Origin of the sequence: Hyphomicrobium sp. (assembly GCF_036262015.1) — a bacterium.
Taxonomy (GTDB): domain Bacteria; phylum Pseudomonadota; class Alphaproteobacteria; order Rhizobiales; family Hyphomicrobiaceae; genus Hyphomicrobium_C.
On the sequence record NZ_DATAJR010000008.1, the window covers coordinates 136066 to 154399 of the forward strand.

An 18334-nucleotide genomic window follows, 5' to 3' on the forward strand; every position below is an offset into this window, starting at 1 on the left:
AGACATCCTAGGTACTTCGTCTATGACGTTCGCGCAAAGGCTTGATCGGATCGCAGGGCTAACAGAAGCTCGCTTGGGGCTGCTCGTCGGACGGAAATCCGAGCAGTCTGAATGCCGTGACAACGAAGTCCCTCCGCGGCTTCTCGGTGCCATTCGTCATGCGACGCTTGGGGGCGGAAAAAGGTTCCGGCCTTTCCTTGTGGTGGAGAGTGCGGCCCTTTTCGGACTTTCCGAGCGAGACGCGTTGGATACAGCGGCCGCTCTGGAATGCGTCCACTGCTATTCGCTCGTTCACGACGATCTGCCCGCTATGGATAACGACCAAACCCGGCGCGGACAGCCAACCGTCTGGAAAGCGTTCGATGAATGGACGGCGATCCTGGCCGGCGACGCGTTGCTGACGCTGGCGTTCGAGATTCTCTCTTCGCCGAGCGTGCATGAGCAACCTGATGTTCGTGTCGAGCTGATTGCCGGGCTGGCCAAAGCGGCAGGATCTGCGGGCATGGTCGGCGGTCAGGCCCTCGACCTCGATGCGGAGCGACTCAATGGAGGGCGCGTGCTTTCAGCGGCGGAGATCCTGCATTTGCAGAGTCTCAAGACCGGGGCGCTGATCCGATTTGCCTGCGAGGCTGGAGTCATCCTCGGCCGTGGTTCGGCCGAAGAGAGGGCCGCATTGCGTACGTATGGCTTGGCGCTGGGACGCGCGTTTCAAATTGCTGACGATCTGTTGGATGCCGAGGGCGATGCAGCGACTGTCGGCAAGGCGGTGAGTAAAGATGCAGCGGCCGGAAAGGCCACGCTCGTCTCGCTGATGGGTCTCGAGGAGGCGCGTGCCGAACTGAAACGCGCCGAGCAGGCGGCGTTGGATGCGCTGGCTCCGTTTGGCGCACGGGGTGCGGTGCTTGCGGACGCGGCGCGGTTTGTCGTGCGGCGGGATCGCTAGCTCAATCTATACAGCTTCGCGCTTGGCACCGGCGCCGAAGCGGCGCTCGATGTAGTCCTCGACGATGGCCTTGAAATCGGCGGCGATGGTGGGGCCGCGCAGCGTCATCGCCTTCTTGCCGTCGATGAAGACGGGTGCGGCCGGGCTTTCGCCGGTGCCCGGCAGTGAGATGCCGATGTCGGCGTGTTTCGATTCACCGGGGCCATTGACGATGCAGCCCATGACGGCGAAGCTCAGTGTCTCGACGCCCGGATAGCGCATCTTCCAGTCCGGCATGCGGTCGCGGATCATGTCCTCCACGTCGCGCGCGAGCTCCTGGAACACGGTCGATGTCGTGCGTCCGCAGCCGGGGCAAGCGGCGACGACGGGCACGAATGTCCTGAGCCCCATCGTTTGCAGGATTTCCTGTCCGACCTTCACCTCGAGCGTGCGATCGCCGCCAGGCTCGGGCGTGAGAGAAATTCGGATGGTATCGCCGATGCCTTCCTGCAGCACGATGCCGAGCGCGGCCGTCGAGGCAACGATGCCCTTCGAACCCATGCCGGCTTCGGTGAGACCGAGGTGGAGCGCGTAGCGGCAGCGCTCGGCGAGCATGCGGTAGACGGCGATCAGATCCTGAACGGCCGACACCTTGGCCGAGAGGATGATCTTGTCGGAGCCCATGCCGATCTTTTCGGCGAGCTCGGCCGAGAGCAGCGCGGACTGCACGATGGCCTCGTGCATGACCTGGCGCGCGGACTTGGGCTTCGCGGCAGTCGCGTTCTCGTCCATCAGTCGCGTCAGCAGCTCCTGATCGAGAGAGCCCCAGTTCACGCCGATGCGCACGGGCTTGTCGTGCTTCAGCGCGATTTCGATGATGTCGGCGAACTGGCGGTCCTTCTTGTCCTTGAAGCCGACGTTGCCGGGGTTGATGCGATATTTGTCGAGCGCTTCGGCGCACGCGGGATTCTCGGCGAGCAGTTTGTGGCCGATGTAGTGGAAGTCGCCAACGAGGGGCACGCGTACGCCGCGTTTCAGAAGCTGATCGCGGATATGCGGGACGGCCTTGGCCGCTTCGTCGCGATCGACGGTGATGCGCACCAGCTCGCTGCCGGTGCGGGCGAGGGCGGCTACTTGCGCGACGGTGGCGGCGATGTCGGCGGTGTCGGTGTTGGTCATCGACTGGACGACGACAGGTGCCGAGCCGCCGACGATCACGCCGCCCACGTCGACCGGCACGGACCAGCGGCGGGGAGAGATCTGGGTATCTGAGGCGTCCGTCATTGGGTCATCATCCGGCGGCTTCGCCAATCATTTAGTCGAGGTTGGACCATTGGGCCAGTGTCCCGATTCCGAAGTTCGCCAGAGTTCGCTGCGAGGCACCGAGCGAACTTCGGAATCAAAGGGACACTAGCAAGCATAGGATTTGCTAGTGTTATTCAGATCGAGAAATTCGCTCGATACCTGGCGGCCAAATAAGGCGAATTTCTCGATCATCACACAAGCAGGGCGGCTTCAGGAGCGGCGTCCGACCGCAGCCTGAGTGACCGACAGCCCTGCAATCACCGCCATGAACAGGACGATGGCCGGACCGCCGGGGACATCATAGTTGAGGGACAGGGCGATGCCGAGGAGGACGCTCACGGCGGCAATGGCGGCGGCCAGGATCGCCATGCGCTCGGGCGTCGCCGAGAGGGGCCGAGCGGCAACGGCAGGAACGATCAGGAAGGCGATCACGAGCAGTGCGCCGACGATCTTGATGGCGATGGCGATGGTCAGCGACAGCAGCACGATGAAGATCGCCTTCACGGCATCGCGGTTGACGCCCTCGGCGGATGCCAATTCCTCGTGAACGGCGATGCGCAGCATCGGCTGCCAGAGCCAAGCCAGAACGACCAGCACCAACGCGCCGCCGCCATAGATCCAGTAGAGGTCGGTTGCGGTCACCGCGTAGATGTCGCCAAAGAGATAACCCATGAGGTCGACGGCCGGGCCGCGCAGGCCGAGCGTGAGAATGACGCCGAGCGCGAGGGCGCCGTGATGCATGAGGCCGAGGATGGCATCGAGCGGCACGATCTTCTGGCGTGACAGCAGAATGAGAAGGCCCGCGATGACCAGCGTCACGAGGATGACGGGCGCCGTGATGTCGATGCCGAGAAAGAGACCGAGCGCGATGCCGATGAGGCTCGCCTGGGAGACCGTCTCGCCGAAGTACGACATGCGGTTCCAGATGACGAGCGAGCCCAAGGGCGCGGCCACGATGGCGAGCGCGAGGGAGGCGGCCAGCGCGCGCAGGAGAAACGGTTCGAGATCGATCACGAGCCGCCTCCAGCGGGCGGGGACTTGGCGGGCACCGGCGCCGGCTCGCCGGCGAGATTGTGCCGGTGATCGTGGTGATGCTGGTAGACGGCGAAGTTGCGGGCCTGCTCGGGTCCAAAGAGGCGCATGTACTCCGGATGCTGCGCCACCGTCTCCGGCACGCCCGAGCAGCAGACGTGGCGGTTGAGGCAGATCACGCGATTGCTCTGGGCCATGACGACGTGCAGGTCGTGTGAAATGAGGATGACGCCGAGACCTCGGCTGTCACGCAGGCGGCCGATCAAGGCGTAAAGCTCAGCTTCGCCGACGTAGTCGACGCCGCGCACCGGCTCGTCGAGCACGAGGAGCTGTGGATCATTGAGGAGCGCGCGGGCGAGCACGACGCGCTGCAACTCGCCGCCGGACAGCTCGGCGAGCTGTTGATTGGCGACGCGGGCCGCGCCGACCTCCTCAAGCACGCTCTTGATACGGTTCTTTCGGGCTCCGTCGCCCAGCATCAGGAAGCGCTCGACCGTCATCGGGAGCGCGCGGTCGATGTCGAAGCGCTGGGGAACGTAACCGATCTTAAGGCCGGGGCGGCGGGTGACGGTGCCGCTGTCCGGGCGCTCAAGGCCCAGCAGCGTGCGGACCAGCGTCGTCTTACCGGCGCCGTTGGGTCCGATCAGCGTCAGGATCTCACGCGGGTGAATGTCGAGGTCGATATCGGAGAGGATCGTGCGGCCCGACCGGACGATCTTGAGGCCGCGCGCGCTGATGAGGGCTTTCGGATCCGGTGCGCGCGCGGTCGCTGGGCCATGCCCGCCGCAGCAGGCACCGGTATGGTCATGGGCATGGAGATACGCGCCCTGCGCCGCCTCCGGAGAAGCGCCGACACTCCCGGAACGCTCAGTCATGCGAGATGCGCCTTATTCTTTCTCGTCCGCCGCGCAACGGGGACAGAGGCCCTGAACCTCGACGAACTTTACACGGGGCACGAACTTCGCGCCATTCGCGGCCTCGCCGATCAGGTCGAAGATGTGCTGGCCGTCGACTTCGCCCACGGCGCCGCACTTCTCGCACGAGAGAAACAGCGGGCGGCGGCCGGTGCGGTGGTCCATCCGCCGGCAGGCGAAGAAGGCGTTCTTGCTTTCGAGGCGGTGGATAACGCCCGCTTCAAGCAACGCATCGATGGCGCGGTAGATCGAGATGGGGGCCACGCGGGTGCCCTTGTCGGCGAGGCGGGCCAGGATTTCGTAAGCGCCGATCGAAGCGTAGGTGGCCGCGATCTCCTCGTAGACCATCTGGCGCAGCTTGGTGAAACGCAGGTTCTTGGCGGCGAACTCTTCGCTGGCGCGCTCGACGGCCTTGGCCAAGCGCTTCCCATTGTTCTTGTCAGGCGGGGGGAACGTCACTCGTGCTACGTCAGACATGGCGGCCTATAATTTTGGCTTCATTTCGCAACAGAATATCATGACGTATTCCGCTGCCTAGAGGAATCGCACGGGAGGCTTTCCCGCTCGCTGAATTGATTGTGATCAAATGTGTAAAGGGAGGCCGGATTTCCAGGTCCGGCGTGTATTGCGCCAGTATTTTGGCACCCGCATTTTGCCATTTTTCTGGTGTTACTGGCCGGCCTTCGAGCCCGAAGGGGGTAGGGCGAGTACTCTTTCGCATAACCACCCGCTTTTGAGGCTATGACTTTCTCCACCTCCTACATCATCGCTGCCCGACGCACGGCACTCGGCCGCATCGGCGGGCTGCATCGCAACCGGCGTATCGCCGAGCTTTCCGCGCCGGTCGTTTTGGCTGCCCTCGCTGACGCCGGCGTCAGCCCGGCGGAGGTCGACGAACTGATCGTCGGCAATGCCTCCGAAGGGGGGAACCCGGCTCGTCTGATTTCGCTCGCTGCAGGGCTGCCGGAAAATGCCGCGTCCTACTCGATCGACCGGCAGTGCGCGTCCGGCCTCGATGCCATCATTGCGGCAATCCGGGCCGTTTCCGCAGGCGACGCTGACGTCGTGGTGGCGGGCGGGGCAGATTCAATCTCGACGGCGCCGTGGCGCATTGCGAAGCCCAGGAGCCTCTATCAAATTCCGCACTTTATGCGTGTTGAGCCAGCAGGTGTGGACACGGCCGACGATCCGGCGCAATTCGAGGCGTCCGAGCTTCTGCCGCGTCGTCTCAAGATCAGCCGCGCACGGCAGGACGCGATCGCCATGCGCTCGCACCTCAAGGCCGAGGCGGCGCGGTCGGCGCGCCGGTTCGTTGGTGAGATCGTGCCGATCCGTGCCAACGCCGACGAAGCGCGAGACCAGAGCGCGGTGGAACCGGACCTCGACGATCTCGAGGACATGGTGCCGTTCGCGCCGCCTGATGGAACCTTGACGCCGGGCAACACAAGCAGCCTGCACGACGGCGCGGCGTTTGTTGTCGTCGTCAGCGAGAAGGTTTGGAAGGCGCGTGGGAAGCCGCCGGCACTGCGGCTGGTGTCGGCGGCATCGCTCGGTGTTGCGCCGGAGAAAGATGGCGAAGCGCCGATCGAAGCGGTGCGCAAGCTCTACGGCCGGCTCAACGGGTTCAAGCGCGATGAGATCGGCGTGTTCGAGCTCAGTGAAAGTTCTGCAGCACAAGAGATTGCGCTGGCTGAGCTTTTGGACATCGATCCGGCGAAGATCAATCCCGATGGTGGCGCCATCGCGCGCGGTCATCCGCTCGGTGCGTCGGGTGCGGTGCTTGTCGTGCGTTTGTTTTCAGCGCTCGTGCGTACGCCGGACGCAAAAGGCCGCTACGGCGTTGCAACGCTTGGCGCAATCGGCGGGCTTGGCCTTGCGGCCTTGTTCGAAGCGGTGCGCTAGCCCATTTGTATACGTCAGCGACGGATCTAATCGGCTCTCGCCGTCATTGTCGCGAAATGAGTTCGCGATCATGTGCCGCGCAACACGACATTAAATCGCCTTCATGTGCTTCACTCGCCGTACAAACGCCGTGATGAAGCCTGGGAATAGCAGGAATTGTGCATAAGGGGCGGAGCACGTCGCGCCGCCCACGCTCACGCTGAGCGTTGGAGGGCTTGGGATCATGGGCTGGGACGTCAAGGCAACGGCAGACGGTGTCGTTCAATCACTTCCAGCACTTCCGAATATTTCCGAGGGATTGTCGCTTCCGCAGGCCGCCAAGTGGATCATGGTTGGTCTCGCCGTGTTGGCCGTAGCCAGCGTGTTGGTCCGGCTGCTGCCAAAGCTTTGGGCTGCCATAGAACAAACGATGCTGACGAACTGGCGCCTGGCGTTGATCGGCGGTTCGGCACTCGTGCTCTCGCTCGCGGGGGCCTGGACCACCTGGGACGGTATGCGGAACTTCACGGGCGAGTCCGCGCTCTCGGCGATGTTCACGTTCGGCATTCACGGCGTCATGCTGATCGTGGCGTGGCTGATCGGTGAGAGCTTCGCCACCGGTATGAACCAGGTGCGCGGCAAGAGCGGGCGCAGTGTCAGCGCCCCCATGGTTGCTTTGTCGGTTCTCGGCGGCGGGCTGCTGCTGGCCGCGCTGGTCGTTGCGATCATCCACGCCGGCGTTTCGAACGATCAATTGCTCTACAGCTTCGCGGCAGCCGGCGCGGTTCTCCTCGCCGTTTCCGCCATCATGATGTTTTCGAAGAGCGACATCGTTCAGCCCTATGCGCAGGGGGTTCGAATCATCGCCAAGAATGCCATGCTGTGGGTGATGTTCCTCGCGTGCATGGCAACAAGCGTGTTCTTCTCGTTCGACAGCCGCTTCAACGTCATTTTCCCGAAGGATCAACGTGAGCGCGCGGCCGAGATCCGCACCAAGAATCAGGTTGCGGGCGTGGTTGCCGATATCGGCGAGACGATTTCGACCCGCCGCATGTCGGAGGCCGAGAAGCTGTTCCAGAGCGACGGCTGGCACGCCTACGAAACTCAACTCGCCAATCTCTCCAAGGCGTCCGAGGGCGCAGAAGCCGCGATCGAGGCGCATTTCACGCGCCAGATGGAAGCGCATCGCTCGGCCATTGCGGAACAGCAGGAACGCATCGCCACGGCGACGAGCGGGCAGGCGGGGCTTGCCAGCAAGAAGACAACGTTGACCGACGAGCTGTCTCGCCTCAAGGCAGACCGGCCCGGTTTGGCCGCCGATCTCTCCGGCAAGAAAACCGAGCTCGACAACCGGGCCAAGGAAATCGACGCCAAGCGCGTCGAAGCCATGGCGGAGGACAAGGGCGTCGAAGGAACGCTCAAGGCCGGCAAGGGGCCCATCTATCGCGAGCGAATGGCCGAGATGGGCAAGCTCAAGGACTACTACAAGATCGGCGAGGAACGCGTTCGCGATACGCAGAAGCGTCTGGATGCCGTCGACACGCGAATTGCGCAGATCGAGCGCGAGCTTGCAGGCGTAGATGGCGAATTGGCGAAGCTCAAGGGCGAGGCTGTCACGGCCGAGCAGCGCATCACGGCGGCCGAAACCTCTCAGCTCGGGCAGGAAGGTCAGAAGACCGATCCGGCACGCGTGCGGGCAGCGTTTGAGAAAGCACGCGCGGATTTCCGTCAGCAACCCGATGCCGAACGGCTCGGCGCGCTGCATCAGTATTGCACGCAGCTCTATGATGCAATGATCAGCACTGATGCCACGAAGGAGCGCGTGCGGAATATCGACTGCGATCCCAAGCAGGCGGTCGAAGCCGCGGCCGCGATCTTCGCGCTCAACACTGGCCTGAAGGCGTTCGAAGCGAACTGCGCGGGTGGCGACAAGGTGCCGACCACGGGCGGCGTCGACCCGCTTCTCGGTTTCGGGCGCAAGTGCCTGCGGGATTCGGGCTTGCCGAGCGTCGATTCCAATGCGATGGGCGAGCGCCTGTCCGCGATCGATCTCAATCGCGACGACAAGGCCCACAACTTCGTCGTCTCGCTCAATGCGTTCCAGGACGGAAACCGGCTCGCCTATCTGGCGCTGGCGATCGCCATCGGCATCGACAGCCTGATCTTCATGACAGGCCTGTTCGGCGCCAACGCCGTGCGCTCGCCGCTGTCGGATGTGCCGAGCATGAAGGCCCGCAACTCGCAAGAGCTGAACGCGATGATCGAGACGGCGCTGCTGCCTGATACGTTCCGCAAGGCTCGTCTTGTGTGTCAAGCCATGCACCCCATCGAGAACGTCGAGGGCTATTCGAATGAAGTGAAGCTCTACGAACTCGATCCTGAAACGGCGGTGCAGGTGCGCGATGTGCTGAACGCGGGAGCGATAATCGGCGCAGTACGGCGGGGCGATAATCCCGGGCACTACCTCGTGCGCTCGGAATTGTTGGAATTTCTCAATACGGTGATCAAGCGCGAGCTGGAGACCAACAAGGATCAGGCCGAGGCCGGCATGATGATGGACCAGATGGAAGATCAGCTTGTTGTCGCGCTGCGTCCGGAGGTGGGTGCCAACTCGGAGGCCGTACTCGGCGAGCTGGTGCCGATGGACGATGATCGCGGGTTTACGTCTCAGGTTGCGCTTGAGGACATCGACGAGGATATCCGTCCGGTCATGCTCAATGTGCTGAATACCGGCGCAACGTTCGCGCGCGTACAGCGGATCAAGAACACCGAGAGCTATTTCGTTCACAAGGATCTCTACAAGACGCTGGCGCGCATCCGTGCCCGTGAGGTCGGCCGCGACGCGCGCGTTGCGCGCCTCGACGATCGGTCGCCGCGCCAGCTTGGCGGCAGCAAGGAGAGCTTCGGCGGGTCGCTCACTCAGCAGCGGCCGGCGCTCGCGGACCACACGCGGGAGCAGAAGCACCCGAAGCCGTCCGAGGACGAGGAGCGGGCGCGAGCCGTCGCAGCACTCATCGAACCGCTTGGCGTCAACGCCGATGCGTTTCTGGATCTGGAAGGCACGGCCTACTCCGCGGCGGCTGCCGCTGCGGAAGCCCTTCTGGTTCTCCGCGGCAGCAATCGCGGGCTCGAGCAGGAGCTGGCCGGTCGCGACGAGCAGGTGCGTGGCATTCTCGACAATGCCCTCGCGCGTGAGGAAAACGCGCTGCAGCCCAACGATGGCTGGAAACGTCAGGTGCTCAACAGTGCGTCCGAGGACATCGAACAGAATTGGATCATCGTGAGCCTGCTGCCCCGCGGCCCCTATGAGCGTGGGTTGCAGTCCCTGGTCGAGCAGCTCGAGCCGGACAACGGATCGGGCATGTTGCGGAGTGACGATCAGGCTTTGCTCGCGACCGCACAGCGCATCCTGCAGGAGCTTGGTCAGAACGAGCGCCGCACCGACAAGGACTGGATGCGCCTCGAAGTTCTGTTCCACCAGTTGGGCCGCGTCCCTCCGCAGGACATTGCACGTGCGGATGCAAAGCGCACGCTGAACTGACGGCTCTCCAACTCCGAACGATGGAAGCCTGCGTGGCGGCTTTGCCTCACGCGGGCTTTTCTTTTTTCCGCCATCAGCGCTGCGCTGTTCGGCCATCGGTTCCGCTCTATTCCGCCTGCTGACGCAATTATTCTGCGTGCTCATTTATTTTTGAGGAGATTGCTTATGTTAGTCGTGCGGACGTTTTCTTCTCTCTTCGGACTTTCCTCTCTCACGGGGCTGGCGGCGATGTGCGGCGTTCTTCTTCCGCAGCCTCAAGCGCGCGCCGCCGAGATCGAGCTCGGTGCCGACCTTGGCCACGCGGTCATCGAGCGCAAGAGCCGGGATCGGATCTATCTGCGGCTGTCGCTCAAGGCACTCGCGGCGGAAAAACGCGAGAAGCGCACGCCGATTAACGTGGCGCTCGTCATCGACCGCTCGGGTTCCATGAGCGGCGAACGGCTCGCGGCCGCCAAGAAGGGTGCGGAAGCAGCGCTCGAACGCCTTGGCTCCGACGACATTTTTTCGCTCGTCACGTACAACCATGAAGTCGACGTGGTTCGCCCCGCGGGCCGGTTCGGCGCGCAGCGTGACGCTCTGATGCGCGCGATTGGCAAGATCGACGCAACCGGCACGACCGCGCTCTATGCGGGCGTCAAGGAAGGCGGAGAGCAGGTCAAGGCCTTCCGCTCGGACGTGAAGGTCAACCGTGTGGTGCTGCTCTCGGACGGGCTAGCCAACGTCGGTCCGAGCACGCCGGGTGAGCTCGCCGAGCTTGGCCGCGAGCTTGCGGGCAAAGGTATTTCCGTTTCCACGATCGGTCTCGGCCTCGAGTACAACGAGGATCTGATGCAGAGGCTTGCTGCTTCCAGCGACGGCAACCACGCTTTCGTCGAGCGGCCAAGCGATCTCGCGGAGATCTTCGATCGCGAGTTCGGCGACGCGCTTTCGGTTGCGGTGAGGGACGTGACGATCACCATCGAGTGCAAGGCAGGGTTCAAGCCGACGCGCGTTCTGGGCCGCGATGCCGACATCTCGGGGAGCAAGGTGACGCTCAAGCTCGCGCAGCTTCAGAACGACAACGAGCGCTACGTCGTGGTGGAGTTGGAGCCGCCGGTCGAGGGCGTCAGCGGCGCCGAAGCGGAGATCGCCAAGGTCGGCGTTTCGTACCTTAGGCTCGACGACGGCCTGCGGTCGGACGGGGAGACGCTGGTCATGGCGCGCTTTACCGATGATACGAAAGAAGCCGAAGGCAGCGTCAACAAGGGCGTGATGAGCCAGGTCACGGAGCAGGTTGCCACCGAGAACAGCGAGCGCGCTGTGGATCTGCGCGATAAGGGCGACCTCACGGCCGCGCGCAAGGTTCTCGAAGAGAACGCCCTCTATTTGAACAAGCAGAAGAGCGCGCTCGGCGCGGGTGCCATGGCGGCCCCGTCGGCATCGATCTCAGCGCTCGACAAGCTCGAAGCCAAGAGCCGCGAAGCGGCCGAGAACCTGGACGGCGAGAGCTGGGAGAAGACGCGCAAGATGATGCGCCAGGACCAACACAAGTCGAAGGTGCAGCAGGCATATTAATCTAGTGAGATTGGGCGTGTGGGCGGAGCGGGGTGTCTCGCTCCGCCTTTTTTTGAGAAGTTTCGTTGACTGCGCCGCGATGTCCGCTTGGGGTCAGAAGCGGATGCTTGGGCCCCCGGGACTGCATACCGCAAACAAAAACGGCGGTGAAACTCACCGCCGTTCTACCTCGACCAGACGAGAGAATGCTCACTTGGGCGCCAGTACCATCACCATCTGGCGGCCTTCGAAGCGCGGCTCGGACTCGACCTTCGCGATCGGCTCGACGTCGTTCTTGACGCGCACCAGCACAGCCATGCCCAGCTGCTGATGGGCCATTTCGCGGCCACGGAAGCGAAGGGTGACCTTCACCTTGTCGCCTTCTTCGAAGAAGCGTTTGATGGCGCGCATCTTTACGTCGTAATCGTGATCATCGATGCCCGGACGCATCTTGATCTCTTTGATTTCGACGATCTTCTGATGCTTGCGCGCTTCGGCGGCTTTCTTCTGCTCTTGGTATTTGTATTTGCCGAAGTCGAGAATCTTACAGACGGGAGGCTCGGCGTCGGGAGAAACCTCGACCAGATCAAGTCCTGCCTCTTCAGCCCGGGCGATAGCATCGAACTTGCTGACGACGCCAACGTTCTGCCCGGTTTCATCAATGAGCCGTACTTCGCGCGCCCGGATCGCGTCGTTGATTTTCGGGCCGGTCGACTCGCGCTCGGGGGCGCCACGCATAGGTTTGCGGATGTTCCATCTCCTTTAGTCGTTTCAGTCAATTCGCCATAGCTAAGTCAGCTTTCGGCGAAAAACAACGTTTTACCCAGAAAGCGCGCCGAATTGCAGTGGGCTGCTTACTATTGGGGCGGAGAATTCAGAAGAACCCGGTCCGAGTCAAGCCGGGTCGGGCCAATCCGCCGCAGAGCCATGGGGATGAGTTAAGGAATTCCGTCATAGGACGCCTTGAGCTTTGTGCCCAAATGTCGGTCATACACGTCGAGTGTTTCCCGGCGCATGGCGTCGAGGCTGAAGTGAGCCAGAACGCGGTTCCGAGACCGCTCCCGGAGGGCTGAGAGGTCAGCCGGAGCCAGGCTCAAGGCTTCGGCCATGGCCGCGGCTAGGCGGGGGGCATCTCCTGGGGGGACGAGCCATCCGGTTGCTTGGGTGGCCTCTACCTTGGGCGGCGCGGCGACTGTTTCGGGCGGGGCACCAATATCGGTGGCGATCACCGGGCAACCCATGACCTGCGCTTCCGTGGCCACACGTCCGAAGGCCTCGGGCTCGATGGAGGCGACGATCGCAAGATCCGAAATGGCCAGGGCAGCGGGGACGTCATCGACGTGGCCGGGCAGAATGACTTTGCCTCCGAGGCCCGCGGCCGCAATCTCGCTTTCGAGGCGTTCGCGATAAGCGTCGCGGCCTTGTGCGTCGCCCGCCAGCACGATGAGGGTGTTGCCGAGCCGGCCTTGGGCTTCCAGCACACGGGCGGCTTCAATGACCGTGCTCTGACCTTTCCATGCCGTGAGACGTGCGGGCTGGAGCACGATCCGCGCTCCGGGAGGGATCTGCCACGCCTTTGCCAACGCTACCTTTCTGTCGGCGGAAATAGCGGCGGGATCGAATTTCGATCCATCCACGCCGCGGTAGATGACGCGGATAACGTCGGACGGCGTGCCGTAGCGCTCTTCGATAAGGCGTTTCGTGTAGTTGGAATTGGCGATCACCGTGTCGCCCTTCGCCATGATGGCGTTGTACGCCTTCTTGATCCGGGTCTTCTCGTTATAGGCGCCGTGATAGGTGGTGACGAACGGCTTGCCCGCCTGGCGCGCGGCGAGCATCGCGCTCCAGGCCGGGGCGCGGCTGCGGGCGTGCACGAGATCCACGCCTTCGTCCTCGATCATGCGGCGGATCAACCGGGCATTCCAGAGAATGTGGAATGGGTTCTTTGTGGCCGCGGCGAAGGGAACGAACTCCGCGCCCGCTGCCGCGAGGCGTGGGGCCAGGCGCCCCCCTTCCGAGAGGACCAGCGCGCGGCCTCCGGCGCGGACGATGGCGCTCGCAATTTCGACCGTGGACAGTTCGGCGCCCCCAGTGTCGAGCTCTGGAATGATCTGAAGTATGGTGGGGCGCTTCTGGGCCAACGCGGCCTCCGATCACTTTAGTTTCAAAGCCTGGGAGGCTTCATAGGATGGGCGAGCGCGATCCGCAATTCATCACCGTCGGCAGCGGGTCGTCGGCGCGCAAGATTGCGTATCTCGCGCAGCCCTTCAATGCGGGCAAACCGGGCATTCTGTGGTTGATCGGGCTCAAGTCCGACATGGTCTCCACCAAGGCCGAAGCGCTTGCCGCCTGGACGGCTGAGCACGGTCTGGGGCTCACCCGGTTCGACTATTCGGGGCACGGGCGGTCCGAGGGGCGCTTCGAAGACGCGATCCTCAGCGACTGGCTTGACGAGAGCGTGGCCGTGTTCGAGCGATTGACACAGGGGCCGCAAATTCTTGTCGGCTCGAGCACGGGCGCTCATCTTGCGCTCCTGCTGCTGCGCCGGCTGATGCAGGACGCGCCGGAGCAGGCTGAGAGGATTCGCGGCCTCGTTCTGATTGCACCGGCCTGGGACCTCACGGAGCTGATGTGGAGCCAGTTCCCGGAGAGCGCACGGCGCGACATTGTCGAGGCCGGGCGCTGGGTCCGTCCCTCGGATTACGATCCCAACGGCTATGTCATCACGCGGCGGTTCATCGAGGATGGACGCAACCACTTGTTCAAGGGAACCGCGTTCAACCCCGGCCGGCCCGTGCTCGTCCTGCAGGGTGCGCAGGATCGCGATGTACCGATCGCGCATGCGCGCGACCTCAAATCGGTGCTGGCTGGCGATTGGGTGCGCATCACGGAAGTGCCGGACGGCGAGCACCGCATGTCACGGCCGCAGGATCTCAAGCTTCTCTACGGATTGATCGATCAGCTGGTGGGTACGCGGTCCGCCTGATCCGGCACGCTTCTGAGATTGGCGCCGACGAAAAGGTTCAGGCCTTCGAGGCGCTGTGCGGCGATCCAGTTGAAGACGGAAGCGGCGACGATGGCTGTCGACGTGCCGATTGCGGCGCCTGTGGCGCCCCAGAGAGGGATCAGGATCAAGTTCAGCGTCACGCAGATGATTGCCGCTAGTCCAATCGAGACGGCGCTGGCGCGCTGGTGTCCGAGCATGTTGAGGATTGTGTCGGCTGGTCCGGTCGCTGCCTTGGCCAGGATGCCGACGGCAAGAATGAACATCAGCGGATAGGCTTCGGTGAAGCCTTCGCCGAATGTCGCGAGGACGGGATACCCGACGGCGAGGATACCGAGGGTGACGGCCGCCGATGGAATGAACGTCCAGCGGACGGCGTTGCTCACTAGTGCTTTGACCTGTTTGCTATCCCCAAGTGAATGCGCAGCGGCGATCTTGCCGGCGTACGCCGTCCCCACCGCGTAGTGGATGAACAAGGCCAGCGCGGCTGTCTTCGAGGCCGCGTAGTAAAGCCCGGTTTCCGCAGAGGGACGGAAGGTGGCGAGTAGTAGAACATCGGCGTTGAGGATCGCGAGATCGCAGAGGCTTCCGGCAAGGAGCGGGAGCGAGATCTTGAACCAGTTCGAGAAATGGTACGCTGGCTCGCTCTGCGGAATCGATGTTCTGATGCGTTGCCCGATCCAGTGCGTCTGCAGCACTGCCGCCATGAAGAGCGTTACGAGCGCGATCACCATGCCGGTCACTGCATCGGCGGATATTCCGGTCATCCACGCGACGAGAACAAGGAGGACGAGCGCGAGGGGCCGGACGATGTAGGCTGCCGTGATCGCTTCAAGCGTCCAGCCCTGACCGCGCCCGAGTCCGTCCTGTACGTCCGAGACGGCGAAAATCGGGAGACAGAGCAATGCGAGCGCCATCGGCACCGCGTACGGTGTTCCCCATTCTCCCCGCAGGGACAGCACGGCGAACCCGATTGCTGCGATGACGAGCGATGACAGCACGCCGACCACGCGCCCGCCGCGGAGCAGACCGCGGAACGAGGCATAGTCGCGGTTGGCATCGTACTGAGGTGCGAGCCGCATCATCGCCGTGGTGAAGCCGAGACTGCACAGTCCGCCGAGGACGAGCACGCAGGTCCAGGCCGAGACGAAAATGCCGTACTGGGCGGCGCCCATCCAGCGCGCAAGGACGACCTGCGTCAGGAAGATCAGTCCTGCGCTGACCGCGCGAATGGCGAACACGCCCATGGCGGACCAGCTCTCGGCGTGCGTCGTGCGGCTGTTGCGCAGACGCTCCATCAAGCTGCTCATCGGATTCAAAGGCTCACTGCGGGCTTCAATCATAGGCGCGCCTCCGCGGATCCGGTTCGGGACGGGTGGCGTCGACAAGCCCCCAGATGAGAGCCATCAAGACGAAGAAGTGGCGCCAGTGATCGGTGTCGATGACGAACCCTTCGAAGACGAGACCGGCGAACGATGCGGTGGCGACGATCAGCGGTCCCTGAAGCGCCGTTCGTGCGCGGATGGCGTAGACGCCGGCTGCAAGTGTGCCGAAGACCGATATCAGGTAGAACGTGCCGCCGATCCATCCCGCGTTCAGGAATTGGCTGAGATAGACGTTGTGCGCTTCCTCGGGATGCAGCGAGTCGCGGAACGTGTGCGTGCCGACTCCGAATGGATTGTCGAGGATGTATCGGACCGCCTTTGCTTGACCGCCAAAGCGTCCGTCCGGACCTTCGTCGTAGGATTGATCGAGGCTCGCGCGTTGCTCGAAAAGATCGCCGATGGCATCCGTCTCGAGCGCGGCCCCGAGGGTGGCGACGAGCGCCACCGTTCCGAGAGCGGCCACAACAACGAGGCGGCGAAAGTCCTCCGCCCGGCGCGTGGTGACCAGGGCGAGCCATCCGGCGATCAGGAGAGAGAAGGCCGCGGAAGCCCAGGCGCCGCGCGAAAACGTGAGCAGAAGGGCAAGGCAGAGCGGCAATGCGACGGCGGCGGCGATGAGGGCCTTTCGAGGTGGCGATCGCAAGGTCACCCAAGCGACGTACACAATGGCAGGAGCTAGTGCCGCTCCCAGCACGTTGGGATCCTTGAACGTTCCGCGCGCGCGCCCGTAGTTCGTGAAGAGGTCGTAGGTCGAGGGAATGATCTGGAAGTAGCCGACGAATGCAGCCGCAGTGGCGATCAAGCAGCCGACGACATAAAAGGTCATAATCAGCCGAAACCGGGGCTCAGGGTCGGCCGTGACATAGCCGGCGAGGACAAAGGCTCCGAGCGCGAGGAACAGCGTGACGACCTGATGTGTCAGCGCCGTGCCGAAGTTGGTGGACATCGAGCATCCGGCGAGCCCGAACGAAACGAAAATCAGCCACGCTACGAGATTGAACAGCGACATATGTCCGAAGCGGGTCACCCCAAGCAAGGGGACCCCGACGATGACCGCGGCCATCAGTATGTCCGCGACGGCCGGTTCGGAAAAGACAATGGAGCTCGTTCCCATCGCGGCCGCCACGGCGATGGCCGCGAGAAGGCTTGCCGACACGATCCAGCGCGCGCCGCCGAGCTCGTTCTGGTAGGCCTGTCGCGATGTGAGCAGAGCTGTCACGGATTTAGTACGCGTTCTTGCCGGTCAGCAGGGCGAACGGCGTCGCTGCGATGATGTAGAGGTCAAACAGCAGCGACCAGTTGTCGATGTAGTAGAGATCAGCCTCGACGCGACGGTGGATCTTCTCGTGGGTGTCGGTCTCGCCGCGCCAGCCATTGATCTGGGCCCAACCGGTCACGCCAGGCTTCATGCGATGGCGGGCGAAATATTCGCCGACGACGGTCTGATAGAGATCGGAGCTGGCCTTGGCCTCGGTCGCGTGCGGACGCGGACCGACAAGAGACATCTCGCCCTTGATGACGTTGAGGAGCTGCGGTAGTTCGTCGAGACTCGTCTTGCGGATGAAGCGGCCAACGGGAGTGACGCGCGGGTCGTCCTTCGTCACGAGCTTCGACGCAGACGCATCGGCCATGTCGGTGTACATGGAGCGGAACTTCAGCACCTCGATCAGCTCATTGTTGAAGCCGTAGCGGCGCTGCTTGAAGAGGATTGGACCTTTGCTGTCGAGGCGAATGGCGAGTGCCACGAGCGCCATGACCGGGGCCGCAAGCAAGAACAGCAGCGTGCCGAGCACGCGGTCTTCGATGTTCTTGATGACGCGATCCCAGTCGGTGAGCGGCCGGTCCATCAGGGCGAGCATCGGCACGCGGCCGATGTAGGAGTAGGCGCCGGAGCTGAGGCGGAGCTTGGAGCTCAACGCCGAGATGCGGATGTCGACCGGCAGCGTGAACAGGATCTGAAGGATCTGCATCAGACGATTTTCGGCGCTCATCGGTACGGTGACGATGATGAGATCGACGCCGGCGTTGCGGGAGAACGCAGGGAGCTGCTCGAAGTTGCCGAGTTTCGGATAGCCAGAGACGCTGTCGGCCGAACGCTCATCCGAGCGATCGTCGAAGACGCCGAGGATGGCTAGCTCCTTGCGGTTGTCGCTCTCCAGGGTCTTGATCAGGTGCTCGGCGTCGGGCCCGCCGCCGACAATGACTGTCCGGCGTACGAGGCGCCCGGCCTCGGTAAGATCCTCCAGGATCTTTGCGAGACCAAAGCGAGCAGCGGTGATCAGAAGAACCGCAGACGCGAACCACGCGATGCCGGCAAGGGGTGTGAACGGCGGCATGCCAATCAAATAGCCTGCGCCAGCCGCGATGCAGAAGACCGCCGCTGCGCTTTTTACGACTTTGCCGAATTGCTCCGCGGGACGACGCAGGGCCTGGGTCGAGTACGACCAGTTGCGGCGGAGCTCCAGTGTGGTCGCAATGGCGATCATAAAAGTCCAGACCGCGATGCCCGGCAACGTGGCGTGCGCATGGTCGAAAAGGCTATAGGCCACGGCGCCGGTTGCAATAAGAACGATGGCATCTAAGGCGCAGGTCGCGAACAGGAGTTTCGGTCGCGAGATGCTGCGGCGCTTGTCGCTGAAGGCGCGATCCACGAAATTTCCAGCGAAGGCCAGCGCGCGAGAGAACACCGACCCGCTCGTGGTCTTGATTGAAACGTCGTCCGGAGATTCGTGAGAAAGGATTGCCATGGCTCAGCCGCACACTCGAAAACTGTGGCATCAACCATGGGCAAGGTTCGTCTCAAACCCGTAAAAGGGG

14 protein-coding genes are annotated in these 18334 nt (G+C 63.2%); 5 read left to right on the forward strand and 9 right to left on the reverse strand.

What is annotated here, in order from left to right:
• Positions 1 to 22: 22 nt before the first annotated feature.
• Positions 23 to 943 carry a farnesyl diphosphate synthase gene (locus VHO05_RS09370; RefSeq protein ID WP_329646321.1) on the forward strand — a complete coding sequence of 307 codons (921 nt, stop codon included), beginning with the start codon at positions 23 to 25 and terminating at the stop codon, positions 941 to 943.
• Between the two features lie 6 nt (positions 944 to 949).
• Here VHO05_RS09370 and ispG read toward each other — a convergent pair whose 3' ends face one another.
• From ispG to VHO05_RS09390, 4 genes are all read right to left on the reverse strand, one after another.
• A complete protein-coding gene (ispG, locus tag VHO05_RS09375; protein WP_329646322.1) occupies positions 950 to 2206 on the reverse strand; it encodes a flavodoxin-dependent (E)-4-hydroxy-3-methylbut-2-enyl-diphosphate synthase in 1257 nt (418 codons plus the stop codon).
• Positions 2207 to 2437: 231 nt separating this feature from the next.
• The gene (locus tag VHO05_RS09380; RefSeq protein WP_329646323.1) at positions 2438 to 3241 is read right to left on the reverse strand and encodes a metal ABC transporter permease; all 804 of its coding nucleotides are present in this window, start codon (positions 3239 to 3241) and stop codon (positions 2438 to 2440) included.
• Positions 3238 to 4134: a metal ABC transporter ATP-binding protein gene (locus tag VHO05_RS09385; RefSeq protein WP_329646324.1), complete on the reverse strand. Its 897-nt coding sequence runs from the start codon at positions 4132 to 4134 to the stop codon at positions 3238 to 3240. The genes VHO05_RS09380 and VHO05_RS09385 overlap by 4 nt, the downstream gene beginning before the upstream one ends.
• 12 nt (positions 4135 to 4146) lie before the next feature.
• A complete protein-coding gene (locus VHO05_RS09390; RefSeq protein ID WP_329646325.1) occupies positions 4147 to 4593 on the reverse strand; it encodes a Fur family transcriptional regulator in 447 nt (148 codons plus the stop codon).
• Positions 4594 to 4914: 321 nt separating this feature from the next.
• Between VHO05_RS09390 and VHO05_RS09395 the strand changes: the two genes are divergently transcribed.
• From VHO05_RS09395 to VHO05_RS09405, 3 genes are all read left to right on the forward strand, one after another.
• The gene (locus VHO05_RS09395; protein ID WP_329646326.1) at positions 4915 to 6075 is read left to right on the forward strand and encodes a thiolase family protein; all 1161 of its coding nucleotides are present in this window, start codon (positions 4915 to 4917) and stop codon (positions 6073 to 6075) included.
• Between the two features lie 223 nt (positions 6076 to 6298).
• Entirely contained in the window at positions 6299 to 9595 is a 3297-nt protein-coding gene (locus tag VHO05_RS09400) for a hypothetical protein (protein ID WP_329646327.1), read from the forward strand.
• A gap of 165 nt (positions 9596 to 9760) precedes the next feature.
• Complete coding sequence (locus tag VHO05_RS09405; protein ID WP_329646328.1) at positions 9761 to 11149, forward strand: vWA domain-containing protein; 1389 nt, start codon at positions 9761 to 9763, stop codon at positions 11147 to 11149.
• A gap of 189 nt (positions 11150 to 11338) precedes the next feature.
• On the opposite strand, the gene infC is transcribed toward VHO05_RS09405, so the two are convergent.
• Complete coding sequence (gene infC / locus VHO05_RS09410; protein ID WP_329646329.1) at positions 11339 to 11866, reverse strand: translation initiation factor IF-3; 528 nt, start codon at positions 11864 to 11866, stop codon at positions 11339 to 11341.
• A gap of 200 nt (positions 11867 to 12066) precedes the next feature.
• A complete protein-coding gene (locus VHO05_RS09415) occupies positions 12067 to 13269 on the reverse strand; it encodes a glycosyltransferase family 4 protein (protein WP_329646330.1) in 1203 nt (400 codons plus the stop codon).
• 47 nt (positions 13270 to 13316) lie between these two features.
• Between VHO05_RS09415 and VHO05_RS09420 the strand changes: the two genes are divergently transcribed.
• On the forward strand, positions 13317 to 14114 hold the full coding sequence (locus VHO05_RS09420) for an alpha/beta hydrolase (RefSeq protein ID WP_329646331.1): 798 nt from the start codon (positions 13317 to 13319) through the stop codon (positions 14112 to 14114).
• Here the strand turns inward: VHO05_RS09420 and VHO05_RS09425 are convergent.
• The 3 genes from VHO05_RS09425 to VHO05_RS09435 are packed head-to-tail and all read right to left on the reverse strand — an operon-like array spanning position 14087 to position 18264.
• Positions 14087 to 15475 carry a lipopolysaccharide biosynthesis protein gene (locus VHO05_RS09425; protein ID WP_329646332.1) on the reverse strand — a complete coding sequence of 463 codons (1389 nt, stop codon included), beginning with the start codon at positions 15473 to 15475 and terminating at the stop codon, positions 14087 to 14089. The two genes, VHO05_RS09420 and VHO05_RS09425, sit on opposite strands and share 28 nt — an antisense overlap.
• Complete coding sequence (locus tag VHO05_RS09430) at positions 15468 to 16736, reverse strand: O-antigen ligase family protein (RefSeq protein WP_329646333.1); 1269 nt, start codon at positions 16734 to 16736, stop codon at positions 15468 to 15470. Before VHO05_RS09430 ends, VHO05_RS09425 begins: the two co-directional genes overlap by 8 nt.
• 4 nt (positions 16737 to 16740) lie before the next feature.
• Positions 16741 to 18264 (reverse strand): undecaprenyl-phosphate glucose phosphotransferase, encoded by a 1524-nt coding sequence (locus VHO05_RS09435; protein WP_329646334.1) that lies wholly within the window; start codon positions 18262 to 18264, stop codon positions 16741 to 16743.
• Between the last annotated feature and the right edge of the window lie 70 nt (positions 18265 to 18334).

Bases quoted from the DNA above. Each gene is read 5' to 3' on its own strand.
- VHO05_RS09425 (WP_329646332.1), bottom strand. From the start codon at position 15,475: ATGATTGAAGCCCGCAGTGAGCCTTTGAATCCGATGAGCAGCTTGATG.
- VHO05_RS09420 (WP_329646331.1), top strand. From the start codon at position 13,317: ATGGGCGAGCGCGATCCGCAATTCATCACCGTCGGCAGCGGGTCGTCG.
- VHO05_RS09435 (WP_329646334.1), bottom strand. From the start codon at position 18,264: ATGGCAATCCTTTCTCACGAATCTCCGGACGACGTTTCAATCAAGACC.
- VHO05_RS09400 (WP_329646327.1), top strand. From the start codon at position 6,299: ATGGGCTGGGACGTCAAGGCAACGGCAGACGGTGTCGTTCAATCACTT.
- ispG (WP_329646322.1), bottom strand. From the start codon at position 2,206: ATGACGGACGCCTCAGATACCCAGATCTCTCCCCGCCGCTGGTCCGTG.
- VHO05_RS09405 (WP_329646328.1), top strand. From the start codon at position 9,761: ATGTTAGTCGTGCGGACGTTTTCTTCTCTCTTCGGACTTTCCTCTCTC.
- VHO05_RS09370 (WP_329646321.1), top strand. From the start codon at position 23: ATGACGTTCGCGCAAAGGCTTGATCGGATCGCAGGGCTAACAGAAGCT.
- infC (WP_329646329.1), bottom strand. From the start codon at position 11,866: ATGCGTGGCGCCCCCGAGCGCGAGTCGACCGGCCCGAAAATCAACGAC.
- VHO05_RS09395 (WP_329646326.1), top strand. From the start codon at position 4,915: ATGACTTTCTCCACCTCCTACATCATCGCTGCCCGACGCACGGCACTC.
- VHO05_RS09385 (WP_329646324.1), bottom strand. From the start codon at position 4,134: ATGACTGAGCGTTCCGGGAGTGTCGGCGCTTCTCCGGAGGCGGCGCAG.